The sequence below is a fragment of the Microbacterium sp. Bi128 genome (assembly GCF_918698205.1).
In genome coordinates this window covers 1-12,346 of sequence record NZ_CAKKMM010000096.1, presented here as the reverse complement: position 1 = coordinate 12,346, position 12,346 = coordinate 1, and the positions used below count along the sequence as shown (strand labels likewise).

At 71.1% G+C, this 12,346-nt stretch carries 11 protein-coding genes; 7 read left to right on the top strand and 4 right to left on the bottom strand.

The genetic code is table 11. The features are described from left to right. The 3 genes from LQV45_RS09595 to LQV45_RS09585 all read left to right on the top strand — a co-directional run. Positions 1-3,922: ExeM/NucH family extracellular endonuclease (locus LQV45_RS09595; RefSeq protein ID WP_230006813.1), on the top strand; the 3,922-nt coding region annotated here is incomplete at its 5' end. A gap of 46 nt (positions 3,923-3,968) precedes the next feature. After that, on the top strand, positions 3,969-4,397 hold the full coding sequence (locus LQV45_RS09590) for a hypothetical protein (protein ID WP_138173345.1): 429 nt from the start codon (positions 3,969-3,971) through the stop codon (positions 4,395-4,397). Positions 4,398-4,475: 78 nt separating this feature from the next. Next, complete coding sequence (locus tag LQV45_RS09585) at positions 4,476-5,972, top strand: sensor histidine kinase (RefSeq protein WP_138173343.1); 1,497 nt, start codon at positions 4,476-4,478, stop codon at positions 5,970-5,972. 149 nt (positions 5,973-6,121) lie between these two features. Here LQV45_RS09585 and LQV45_RS09580 read toward each other — a convergent pair whose 3' ends face one another. Beyond that, positions 6,122-6,370, bottom strand: a complete 249-nt coding sequence (locus LQV45_RS09580; protein WP_013583608.1) for a WhiB family transcriptional regulator — start codon at positions 6,368-6,370, stop codon at positions 6,122-6,124. A 213-nt stretch (positions 6,371-6,583) separates the two neighbouring features. On the opposite strand from LQV45_RS09580, the gene LQV45_RS09575 reads away from it, so the two are divergent. Continuing rightward, complete coding sequence (locus LQV45_RS09575) at positions 6,584-6,964, top strand: histidine kinase (RefSeq protein ID WP_230006812.1); 381 nt, start codon at positions 6,584-6,586, stop codon at positions 6,962-6,964. A 230-nt stretch (positions 6,965-7,194) separates the two neighbouring features. On the opposite strand, the gene bcp is transcribed toward LQV45_RS09575, so the two are convergent. From bcp to aroA, 3 genes are read right to left on the bottom strand one after another with little or no spacing between them, the layout of a single operon-like run. After that, positions 7,195-7,668 (bottom strand): thioredoxin-dependent thiol peroxidase, encoded by a 474-nt coding sequence (gene bcp / locus LQV45_RS09570; protein WP_230006811.1) that lies wholly within the window; start codon positions 7,666-7,668, stop codon positions 7,195-7,197. Next, positions 7,665-8,726, bottom strand: a complete 1,062-nt coding sequence (gene rsgA, locus LQV45_RS09565) for a ribosome small subunit-dependent GTPase A (protein ID WP_230006810.1) — start codon at positions 8,724-8,726, stop codon at positions 7,665-7,667. The genes bcp and rsgA overlap by 4 nt, the downstream gene beginning before the upstream one ends. Before the next feature lie 3 nt (positions 8,727-8,729). Beyond that, on the bottom strand, positions 8,730-10,073 hold the full coding sequence (aroA, locus tag LQV45_RS09560; protein WP_230006809.1) for a 3-phosphoshikimate 1-carboxyvinyltransferase: 1,344 nt from the start codon (positions 10,071-10,073) through the stop codon (positions 8,730-8,732). A 32-nt stretch (positions 10,074-10,105) separates the two neighbouring features. On the opposite strand from aroA, the gene LQV45_RS09555 reads away from it, so the two are divergent. The 3 genes from LQV45_RS09555 to LQV45_RS09545 all read left to right on the top strand — a co-directional run. Further along, positions 10,106-10,768, top strand: coding sequence for a sigma-70 family RNA polymerase sigma factor (locus tag LQV45_RS09555; RefSeq protein ID WP_138173333.1), 663 nt, complete (start codon positions 10,106-10,108; stop codon positions 10,766-10,768). Continuing rightward, positions 10,765-11,007, top strand: coding sequence for a zf-HC2 domain-containing protein (locus LQV45_RS09550; protein WP_138173331.1), 243 nt, complete (start codon positions 10,765-10,767; stop codon positions 11,005-11,007). Before LQV45_RS09555 ends, LQV45_RS09550 begins: the two co-directional genes overlap by 4 nt. 43 nt (positions 11,008-11,050) lie before the next feature. After that, positions 11,051-12,346 (top strand): GNAT family N-acetyltransferase (locus LQV45_RS09545; RefSeq protein ID WP_230006808.1); only part of this gene is annotated, 1,296 nt, incomplete at its 3' end.

The following is a 12,346-nucleotide window of genomic DNA, read 5'->3' as shown; positions in this document are numbered from 1 at the left end:
GGGCAGCACCGCCAACAAGGCGATCCCGCTGCCGTACCTGAGCAAGACCACCGTCTCGGTCGGCGCCGCGGCGACGTTCACGCGACCGGTGGTGCTGGACTACCGCAACAACGCCTGGAAGTTCCAGCCGACCACGCAGCTGACCGCCGACAACGACGCTTCGGTGTCTCCGGCGGCTTTCTCCCGCGTGCGTGCCGAGGCTCCCGCCGCGGTGGGCGGCGATATCAAGGTCGCGACCTTCAACGTCCTGAACTACTTCACCACCACGGGTGACACCCTCTCCGGCTGCTCCTTCTACAACGACCGCGCCGGCAACCCGATCACCGTCAACACGGGCTGCGACGCCCGCGGCGCCGCGAACGGCACGAACCTGCAGCGCCAGCAGGACAAGATCGTCACGGCGATCACCGCCCTCGGCGCCGACGTCGTGAGCCTCGAGGAGATCGAGAACTCCGCCGCCTTCGGCAAGAACCGCGACACCGCGCTCAGCACCCTCACCGCGGCGCTGAACACCGCGGCCGGCAGCGACGTGTGGGCCTTCGTGGCATCCCCGTCTGCCCTGCCGGCGACGGAGGACGTCATCCGGACCGCCTTCATCTACAAGAAGGCGGCGGTGCGGACCGAGGGCGACTCGCGCATCCTCACCACGGGTTCGGCCTTCGACAACGCTCGCCGCCCGCTCGCGCAGAAGTTCGGCCTCGTCGGAAAGGGCGACGACTCGGAGTTCATCGCGATCGTCAACCACTTCAAGTCGAAGGGGTCGGGGAGTGGCGAGAACGCCGACAAGGGCGACGGTCAGGGCGCCTCGAACGCCTCGCGCGTCGCGCAGGCCGGTGACCTGGTGTCCTTCGCGGACGGTCTGAAGAGCGAGTGGGGCACCGACAAGGTGTTCCTGATGGGCGACTTCAACGCCTACTCGAAGGAAGACCCGATCGCTGTCCTCACCAACGCCGGCTACATCGACCAGGGGTCGAAGTCGGGCAAGTACTCCTACTCGTTCAGCGGACAGAGCGGATCGCTCGACCACGTCTTCGCGTCGTCGTCGGCCGACTCGCGCGTCCGCGGCGCGGACATCTGGAACATCAACTCGGGTGAGTCGATCGCTCTGGAGTACAGCCGCTACAACTACAACGCGACGAACTTCTACGACACCTCCGCGTTCCGCTCCAGCGACCACGACCCCGTCATCGTCGGCGTCGACCTCACCCCCACCGCGACGGTGAACCTGGTCGACATCAACGACTTCCACGGGCGCATCGACGCCAACACCCCGCAGTTCGCCGGCACCGTTGAGCAGCTGCGCGCCCAGTACGGAGAGGACAACACCCTCTTCCTCTCCAGCGGCGACAACATCGGCGCCTCGCCGTTCGCGTCGGCCTCGCAGGACGACCAGCCGACGATCGACGTGCTCAACGCGCTCGACCTGAAGGCCTCCGCCATCGGCAACCACGAGTTGGACCGCGGCTTCGCCGACCTCGTCGACCGCGTGGTCGGCACGGGCCCGAACGCGAAGTTCGCCTACCTCGGTGCCAACGTGTACCGGAAGGGGACGACCACACCGGCGCTGCCCGAGTACGCGATCAGCACGGTGTCGGGTCTGCGGGTCGGCGTCATCGGCACGGTCACGCAGGAGACCCCGGCGCTCGTCTCGCCCGGCGGCATCGGTGGCCTGGACTTCGGCGACCCCGTCGAGGCCACCAACCGCGTCGCGGCCCAGCTGACCGACGGCGACCCCGCCAACGGTGAAGCGGACGTCATCGTGGCCGCGTACCACGAGGGCGCCGGCGCCGGCACCCCCGACGGGGCGACCCTGCAGCAGGAGATCGCGGCGGGCGGCCCGTTCGCCGAGATCGTCACCGAGACCTCGGCGAAGGTCGACGCGATCTTCACCGGGCACACGCACAAGACGTACGCGTGGGACGCTCCGGTCCCCGGAGTCGAAGGTCGCACGCGCCCGGTCATCCAGACCGGAAACTACGGCGAGAACATCGGCAACGTCGTCCTGACGGTGTCCGACACGACCGGCGACGTGCTCTCCTACACGGGTGCCAACGTCGCCCGCACCAAGGTGGCCACGAACACGCTCGTGTCGACCTACCCGCGCGTCGCCCAGGTCAAGAGCATCACGGATGCCGCCCTGGCCGCGGCCGCGCAGATCGGTAACCAGCCCGTCGGGTCGGTGTCGAAGGACATCACGACGGCGTTCGCCGGTGGCGCCTACACCAACGGTGTGTACGGTGGCGGCTCCCGCGACGACCGGTCGAAGGAGTCGACGCTCGGCAACCTCGTGGCCGACTCGCTCGTGGCCAGCCTCGGTTCGGCCGAGCGGGGTGGCGCGCAGATCGGTGTGGTGAACCCGGGCGGCCTCCGCGCCGACCTGGCGTACGCTCCCGACGGCGTGGTCACCTACGCCGAAGCCAACGCGGTGCTCCCGTTCGTGAACAACCTGTGGACGACCTCGCTGACCGGCGCGCAGTTCAAGACCCTGCTCGAGCAGCAGTGGCAGACCAACCCGGACGGGACGGTGCCCTCTCGGCCCTTCCTGAAGCTCGGTCTGTCGAAGAACGTCGCGTACACCTTCGACGCCTCCCGCGCGGCCGGCGATCGGGTCACTTCGATCTCGGTCGACGGCGCGCCGATCGACCCCGCCGCCTCGTACCGCATCGGGTCGTTCAGCTTCCTCGTGCAGGGCGGCGACAACTTCCGGATCTTCACGCAGGGGACCGGAACGAAGGACTCCGGCCTCATCGACCGCGACGCGTGGATCGACTACGTGAAGGCGAACCCCGGGCTCGCGCCCGACTTCGCTCGGCGCTCAGCCCAGGTGACCGGCATCCCGTCGGCCCCCGTCACGGCCACGTCCTCGCTCTCGCTCGCGGTGTCGGGCCTGGACCTCACCTCCACCGGTAGCCCCGTCAACACCACGGCGACGGTCGAGTGGGTCGGGAGCTCTGCCACGTTCGCACCCGTGACGGTGTCGGGCGGCGCGGCGAACCTCGCCCTGACGGTGCCCGCCGACGCGGTCGCCGCCAGCCAGATCATCGTGCGGGCACAGCCCAGCGGCAGCGTCGTGCGCATCCCCGTCTCCGTGGCGGTCGACCGGGACGCGCCTCAGGTCGCACTTTCCGTGAGCGGTCGCACCGTGACGGTCTCGGCGACGGATGCCGGTTCGGGTGTCGCCTCGACCGAGTACCGGGTGGACGGCGGCGTCTGGACGGCGTACTCCGCCGCCCTGACCGTCGACTCCCGGGGACACACCGTTCAGGCGCGTGCCACCGACAAGGCCGGCAACGTCTCCGCCGTCGCCTCGGCGTCGCTGGCGTCGGTGGGCTCGACCGATGCGCCGGTGCTGACCGCGCGCGGGACGGCGCGGACCGTCGTCGTGGGCGACACCGCAGCGCCGGGTGGCGTCTCGGTCGCCGATGGGTCCGGGCACGCGATGGCGGGCGTCTCGGTGACCTTCACCGTCTCGGGGCCGGCCACGTTCGCCGGTGGCAAGACGAGCGTGCGGGTCACCTCGGACGCTCTCGGTCTGGCCGCCGCTCCGTCGGTGACGGCCTCGGGCGTCGGCACCGTGACGATCACCGCCGCGGCTTCCCGGGCGACGAAGGTCACCCTCCCCGCGCTCACGGTCGTGGCGAAGGCGACCGCCCTCACCATCGACGGCACCGCGACGGCCGCCGTCGTCGGGGGCAAGGCGCGCCTCACGGTCACCGTGAAGAACACCTCGCCCGAGACGGTCACCGTGCGGGTGAAGAGCGCGTACGGCACGAAGACGCTCTCGTCCCTCGCCCCGGGGGCCTCGGCCGAAGCGATCTTCAAGACGGCGCTGACCTCGCTCCCGGCGGGTGCGGCGACCGTCGAGATCGCCGGCGCGTCGGGTGCCAACACCGTCGCGCTCTCCTACACGGCGACGCGGTGAGCGTCGTCACCGGTATCGCCTTCACCCAGGAACGGAACACCTGATCATGAACAAGTCCACTCCCGCCGACGGCGTCTCGCGGCGGTCATTCACCACCGCCCTCGCCTGGAGCGTCCCGGTCGTCGCGGTCGCGGTCGCCGCTCCCGCGGCCTCCGCTTCCGGTCAGATCACGGCGAGCGCGTACGACATCTCCGACGTCGAGGTGGGTGACTCGTTCCCGCTGTCGATCGACGTGGCACGGGACGGCATGCCGCTGGCCGACGGCTCCGTCGTGACGGTGAGCCTCACCGACACCGACGTGCTCGAGTTCGACCCCGACGCGGACGGATACGTCTCTCCGACGTTCGCCACCGTGCCGACCGTCGGAGGGACGGCCAACGCCATCGTTCTGGTGCGCTCCTTCGGGGTCACCACCGGCGCGGTCGCGTACGGCTCGTCGCAGGCCACCTACACGGTGGGCGTGACGCAGGCCTGACCCCCTCCGCCGCTGCCCCGGGTGCGTGCACCCGGGGCAGCGGCATTCCCGTGGGATGCGGGCCTCTAGTGTGGAGGGGTGTCGACACTCAGCGAACTCGTCTACGCCCAGGGCCGCTCCAGCGAGGCCGATGTCGAGTGGCTGCACCGCCTCGCCGGTGACGGGCAGCTGCTGGCCGACCTCGCTTTCGCCGACATCGTGATCTGGGTGCCGACCCCCGACGACTCGTTCGTCGCCGTCGCGCACACTCGGCCCGGGGGAGCGGCGACGTTGTTCTACCGCGACATCGTCGGCGACCGCGTGCGCCCCCAGTGGCGGACGCAGGTGCGCGAGGCGTTCCAGAGCGGACGCATCGTCGACTCGGCATCCCCCGACTGGTTCGAAGAGACCCCGACGCGCGTGCGCGCGGTGCCCATCGTGCGCGAACTCTCTCGCGAAGGGCACGCCGTGGCGACCGTGGGCGTGCTGACCCGCCACACCAACCTCGGCGAGACCCGCACCCCCTCACGCCAGCAGATCACCTTCAACGACTGCGCCGACGACCTGTTCGGCATGATCTCGTCGGCGGAGTTCCCCGATCTGAAGGCCCCGACCTCGCCGCGGCGCGGGGCGCCCCGTGCCTCCGACGGCCTGATCCGCCTCGACGTCGACGGGATCACCACGTTCGCGAGCCCCAACGCGCTCTCGGCGTTCAATCGCATGGGCTTCGACGACGAGCTCGAGGGGGAGTCCCTCGCCGAAGTCACCGAGCGCATTCTCCCCGCCAAGCGCCAGGACGTCGACGAGTCGCTCCCCATCGTCGTCACCGGTCGGGCGCCGTGGCGCGCCGACATCGAGGCGCGGGGCGTCCAGGTGTCGCTGCGGACGATCCCGCTCCGCGACCGCGGGACGCGGATCGGCGCGATCGTGCTCAGCCGCGACGTCACCGAGATCCGCCACCAGGAGCAGGAGCTCATCACCAAGGACGCGACGATCCGCGAGATCCACCACCGCGTCAAGAACAACCTCCAGACCGTGGCATCCCTCTTGCGCATCCAGGCGCGACGCACGCACTCCGACGAAGCCCGGGATGCCTTGACCCAGGCCATGCGGCGCGTCTCGGCGATCGCGGTGGTCCACGACACCCTGTCCGAGGGGCTGGCGCAGAACGTCGACTTCGACGACGTGTTCGCGCGCGTGCTGAAGCTCGTCGCCGAGGTGGCGGCGGCCCCGAACACCCGTGCCCGCACGCGCAGCACCGGCCGTTTCGGGACGCTGCCCAGCGAGTACGCCACCCCCCTCGCGCTGGCGCTGACCGAACTCGTCACGAACGCCGTCGAGCACGGACTGGCCGGCCAGGAGGGCGACGTCGAGATCTCGGCCGAGCGCGGCGACGAAATGCTCGAGGTGCGCGTGCGCGACACCGGTGTCGGTCTCCCCGAGGGGCAGGTCGGCCGGGGCCTCGGCACGCAGATCGTGCGGACGCTGATCCAGGGCGAACTCGGCGGCACGATCGACTGGCACACCCTGATGGGCAACGGCACCGAGGTCACGATCGAGATCCCGCTGCGCTACATCGACCGCTCGGCGGGCTGACCGCCGCGGGTCGCACGCTCAGCGATGCGCGCAACCTCCGGGCGCGGCGGCGGAACCCGCTGAGGTTGTGCGAATCACTGATTCTGTGACCCGCCGGAAACGACGAAACCCACCCCGAGGGGTGGGTTTCGTCTCTGCCGAGACCGTCGTCAGGACGCGCGGCGGGCGCGCGCGGCGCGACGCTTGAGGGCTCGGCGCTCGTCCTCGGAGAGGCCGCCCCACACGCCCGAGTCCTGGCCGGACTCGAGGGCGTACTGCAGGCAGACCTCGGTGACGGTGCAGCGCGCGCAGACCGACTTGGCCTTCTCGATCTGGTCGACCGCCGGGCCGGTGTTGCCCACGGGGAAGAACAGCTCGGGGTCGACGGTCAGGCAGGCTGCTTTGTCGCGCCAATCCATAGGGGTGCTCCTTGTTGCGGAAGATTTTCATCGGCGGGCACCGGGGTTCGGGTCCGGTACCCTGGTGGGAACGCGAGCGATCGCTCGCCCCACGTCGCTGTGGGAGCACACGGCTTTTTCCATGCTCCCACAGCGCTTCCGGCCGATCAAGAGGTAACCGGCAGGTTTCCAGGTTGCAACGCCGGCGAAACACTCGTCGGGAAGGATGCGGTGATGCCGGTTCGTCTTCTGGCAGCTCTCGTGCTCGGACTCGAGGCGGTCGGCATCCTGGCCCTCGCCGGGTGGCAGGTGGTCGCGCTCATGGGCGGAGACACCGATTCGGTCGTCAGCTCGCTCGCGCTCATCGTGCTCACCGTCATCGGCGCGGCCGCGATCGGGGCGTTCGCCGTCGCGACAGCGCGCGACGTCTCGGCCGGGCGCTCCGGCGGCATCGTGACGCAGCTGCTGATCCTGTCGGTCGCGATCGGCGCCGTGACGGGGGAGTGGGCGTCCGCCACGACCGCGCTGCTCATTGCCGCGCCGGCGGTCGTGGGCCTCATCCTGCTCGTGCTCGCCGTGCGAGCCGCGGCCCCGCGACGCCGCGACGACGCCTGACGCGCGGCATCCTCACCCGCACGTCGGCCCGGACCCGTCCGCCGGCCCGCGCCCGCGCGTGGGACGTCCCGCGGGTCAGCGTGCGCGGACACGACGAAGGAAGACCGGGGCCCGCGTCGTTCGGTCGCCGCGTGATCACGGGCGGCGGCCGTCCTCGGGGCTCGGATCTCCTTCGTCGTGTCCGCGGCGGGCTCTGACGTGGAGCGCTGAAGGGCGAGGGGGACGGGCGGTCAGGCCGTGGCGAGGCCGAGGGCCTTGCGCAGGCGCGCGACGTGGCCGGTGGCCTTGACGTTGTACTGCGCCTCGACGATGCGGCCCTCTTCGTCGACGACGAAGGTGGAGCGGAGCACGCCGGTGATGGTCTTGCCGTAGTTCTGCTTCTCGCCCCACGCGCCGTACGCCTCGTGCACCGCGTGGTCGGGGTCGCTCAGCAGCGGGAAGGTGAGTCCGTCGCTGTCGCGGAAGGAGCGCAGCTTCTCGGGGGTGTCGCGAGAGACGCCGAGCACGGTGTACCCCGCGCCCTGCAGCGACGCGAGGCTGTCGCGGAAGTCGCACGCCTGCGTCGTGCATCCGGGCGTCTGCGCCGCGGGGTAGAAGTACACGATCACGCGGCGACCGCGGAAGTCGCTCAGCGAGACGGGGTGCTCGTCCTGGTCGAGCAGGGTGAAATCGGGAGCGGCCTGGCCGGCTTCGAGAGTCGTCACCCCTCCAGCCTAGAACGCTCGATGGACTGGAACGTCGTGAGCAGCCGTTGCAGCGAATCCAGTCGGGCCGCCGCTCCGGGACCCAGGCGACCGGATGCCACGGCCTCGACGATCGCGCAGTCGGGGGCGTCGGGCAGGTGCGTGCAGCCGCGCGGGCACTCCTCGGCCACTTCGGCGAGGTCGGTGAAGGCGGCGAGGACGTTCGCGGGGTTCACGTGCCCCAGGCCGAACGAGCGCACGCCCGGGGTGTCGATGACCCATCCCGACCCGGCCGGGCCCCGGTAGCGCAGCGAGACCGTCGACGACGAGGTGTGGCGCCCGCGCCCGGTCACCTCGTTGACGTGGCCCGTGGCGCGCACCGACCCGGTCAGGGCGTTCACGAGCGTGGACTTGCCGACGCCGGAGTGCCCGACGAACACCGTCGAGTGGCCGACGAGAGCCTCGCCGATGCGCTCGAGCGGCATGGCGTCCTGCCCGCTGGTGAACACGCGGAGGTCGACGCCGTCGAAGTGCGCGAGGAACTCGCTCGGGTCGGCCAGGTCGGTCTTGGTCACCACGAGCAACGGACGGATGCCGGCATCCAGGGCCGCGACGAGGTACCGGTCGACGAGGCGTTCGCGCGGCTCGGGGTCGGCGGCGGCGACGACGACGAGCATCTGGTCGGCGTTGGCCACGATGACGCGCTCGACCTGATCGGTGTCGTCGGCGCTGCGGCGGAGCAGCGATGTGCGCTCCTCGATCCCGATGATGCGGCCGAGCGTCCCCTCGGTGCCCGAGAGATCGCCGACCACGCGCGCGCGGTCGCCGTTGACGATGGCCTGCTTGCGGAGCTCGCGGGCCCGCGTGACGAGCACGCGGCGCTCGTCGGGGCCGTCCTCGTCGATCAGCACCGTGTAGCGGCCGCGATCGACGGCCAGGACCCGGGCGATGCGGGCGTCGGCGTGCGCCGGTCGGCGCTTCGTGCGCGGCCGGTTCCCCTTGGGATTCGGGCGGACCCGGACCGACGACTCGTCGAATTCCGGTTCGTCGTCGTCGGCGTCGTCGTCGAGCCAGCTCACGCGTCAGCCCGAGACATCGGTGCCCAGCATCGCGTGCCAGAGGGCGGCGAACTGCGGCAGGGTCTTCGCCGTGGTGCCGATGTCGTCGATCACGACGCCCGGGGTGCGCAAGCCGATGAGGGCGCCCGTCGTGGCCATCCGGTGGTCGTGGTGCGCCTTCCACTCGCCGCCGTGGAGAGGAGCGGGGACGATGCGGATGCCGTCCTCGAGCTCGTGCGCTTCGCCCCCGAGGCTGCGCAGGTTGCCCACGAGGGCGGCGATGCGGTCGGTCTCATGGCCGCGGATGTGCCCGATCCCGTGCAGGGTCGTGGGGCCGTCGGCGAACGCGGCGAGCCCGAAGATCGTGGGCGCCAGCTCGCCCGCGGCGGCCAGGTCGAGCTCGGCGCCGACGATGCGGTCGCCGGTGGTGACGGTGAGGGTGCCGCCGCGCCGGCTGACGTGCGCGCCCATCTCGCCGAGGATCTCGGGGAGGAGCGCACCGGGCTGTGTGCTGTGCGCCGGCCATCCGGTGATCGCGACGGAGCCGCCGGCGACCATCGCCGCCGCGAGGAACGGGGCGGCGTTGGAGAGGTCGGGCTCGATCGCGATGTCCTTCGCGCGCACGGGGCCCGCGGGGACGATCCACTCGCCCGTGGCCGGACGCTCCACGTGGACGCCGCGGTGGGCGAGCGCTTCGATGGTCATGTCGATGTGCGGCATGCTCGGCAGGCGCGAGCCCACGTGCCGCAGGTGCAGGCCGACGTCGAAGCGCGGCGCGGACAGAAGCAGCCCCGACACGAACTGGCTCGACTGGCTCGCGTCGATCTCGACCTCGCCGCCGCGCACGTGTCCGTGCCCGCGGACGGTGAAGGGCAGGGTCCAGTTGCCCCCGTCGTCGATGTCGACGCCCACCTCGCGCAACGCCGAGATCATCGCGCCCATCGGGCGGTGCAGGGCGCTCTTGTGGGCTGTCAGGTGCACGTCGCCGCGGGAGAGTCCGGCGACGGGCGTCACGAAGCGCATGACGGTGCCGGCCTGACCGCAATCCACGGTCGTGCCGCCGGTGAAGGCGGCGGGGGGCGTCACGCGCAGGTCGGGCCCGAAGGGTGAACCCTCGTCGACCTCTTCGATCTCCACGCCCAGGACCCGCAGCGCGTCGATCATGCGGGCGGAGTCGTCGGAGTGCAGGGGCGCGTGCAGGACGCCCGGGCCGTCGGCGAGCGCCGCCAACACGAGCTCGCGGTTGGTCAGCGACTTCGAGCCGGGCACGGTCACCGTGGCATCCACCGCCGTGTCGGCGACGGGCGCGGTCCATTCTCCGCGCGGCGCGGCGGTCGGGGAAAGGGGGGAATACCCGTGGTCGCTCATCGGTTCCTACCCTACTGAAAGGGGGACGACACATGACCGCACTTCTCCAGCGTCCGGCGCTGCAGTGGGCGTCGGGAACGCCCGACGTAGACTTGCGTCTGATGGACGACACGGCAGATGCGACGGAGCCTCGCGCGCAGTTCGAAGAGCAGGCGCTGCCCTTCATGGATCAGCTCTATGCGGCGGCGATGCGCATGACGCGCAACCCGGCCGACGCGGCCGACCTCGTGCAGGAGACCTTCGTCAAGGCCTTCGGTTCGTGGTCGACGTTCACCCAGGGCACCAACCTGAAGGCGTGGCTGTACCGCATCCTCACGAACACGTACATCAACACGTACCGCAAGAAGCAGCGCGAGCCCTATCAGAGCGCCATCGACGACCTCGAGGACTGGCAACTCGGCGGCGCCGAGTCGACCACGGCCACGAGCGCCCGCTCGGCCGAGGCCGAAGCGATCGACCACATGCCCGCGTCCGTCGTCAAGGACGCCCTGCAGTCGATCCCCGAGGATTTCCGGATGGCGGTGTACCTCGCCGACGTCGAGGGCTTCGCCTACCAGGAGATCGCCGACATCATGAAGACCCCGATCGGCACGGTCATGAGCCGTCTGCACCGCGGCAGGCGGCTGCTGCGCGACCTGCTGTCGGATTATGCGAAGGAGCGCGGCATCCAGGCCGCGACGGGAGTGAAGAAATGAGCGACTGCGGCTGCGACAAGGCCCGACGCGATCTGGAGGAGTACCTCCGGAACGAGGTCTGCAAGACCGAGCACAACGACATCCGCGAGCACCTCGAGAACTGCCCCGGATGCCAGGACGAAGCGCTCGTGGCCCGGACCCTCACCGAGGTCGTGGCCCGGGCGTGCAAGGAGACGGCGCCGGACGAGTTGCGCGACCAGGTGCTGTCCCGCCTGCGTTCCATCCAAGCGACCCACTGAGGCCCGCGGGCGGAGTGTCCCCGGTCGTCTCTAGGCTGGGGGCATGGCTCCGACGCAGACCTCGACCCTTCCGCTGGACACCGCCTCCTCGACCGCACTGGCCGAATCCGGCCTCGAGTACGCCCTGGTCGACCCCGACGGAGACGCCTTCGCACCGTTCCTGAGGTCGGTGTCGCGGGGATTCCTCGGCGAGGAGCCGACCGCCGAAGAGGTCGAGAGCGCGCGGAAGTCGTTGCGCCATCGTCGACTCACGGGAGTGTTCGACCGCGCGGGCGCCGTGCCCGAGGCTCCCGTCGCCACCGTGGACTCGTGGGCGAGCGAGCTCACCGTCTCGCCGGGCCGCACGCTCCCGCTGTGGTCGATCAGCGCGGTCACGGTCGCGCCCACGCACCGCCGCCGCGGGATCGCACGGGCGATGCTCACGGGCGAACTGCGCACGGCCGCCGCCGCGGGGTACGCCCTGGCGGGTCTCACCGTGACCGAGGCCACGATCTACGGGCGGTGGGGCTTCTCTCCCGCCGCCTGGGCGGCCGACGTCGTCGTGGACACCAGCCGCCCCCGTTGGACGGGTCCGGTCGCACCGGGGCGTCTGGACTTCGTCGCGCCCGAGAGCCTGCCCGAGCGGCTGGCCGCGGTGCACGAGCGCATCCGCGTGCGCCGGCCGGGTGCGGTCCCCGGGTGGGAGGGCCGCTGGCGCGGTGTCGCCGGGCTGACGCCCGAGTCGAAGGATGCCAAGAAGATCCGCGCCGTGGCGTACCGCGACCTCGACGGCGTCGAGCGGGGCGTCCTGGTGTACACGCTCGACGAGCGCGAGGACTACACCGCCCACGACCTGCAGGTGCGCGCGCTGTTCGCCGACGGCGACGAGGCGCTCGCGGCGCTGTGGCGGTTCGCCCTCGAACACGACCTCGTCGCCCGCGTGAAGGCCGACCTGCAGCCGCCGGCCCCGCCGGTGCAGTGGATGATCTCCGACCGCCGGGCGGTCACGGCCACCCTCACCGACCACCACTGGCTCAGGGTGCTCGACGTGCCGCGGGCTCTGGCATCCCGTGACTACTCGGGCGCGCTCGACATGGTCTTCGGGATCGACGACCCCCTCGGCTTCGCGCACGGCGCCTGGGCCGTGCGCATCGACGACGCCGGGACCGCGGTCGTGGAACCCACCGACGCCGAGCCCGACGTGCGGATGCCGGTCGGGGCGCTCGCCTCGCTGCTGCTCGGGGGCGTGCGCGCCACCGAACTGGCCGCGGCCGGACTGGTCGCGGGGGAGCCCGCCCGACTCGGCGAGATCGACGGCGCGTTCGCCCCTGCCGCCACGCCCTTCCTGGACATCTGGTAC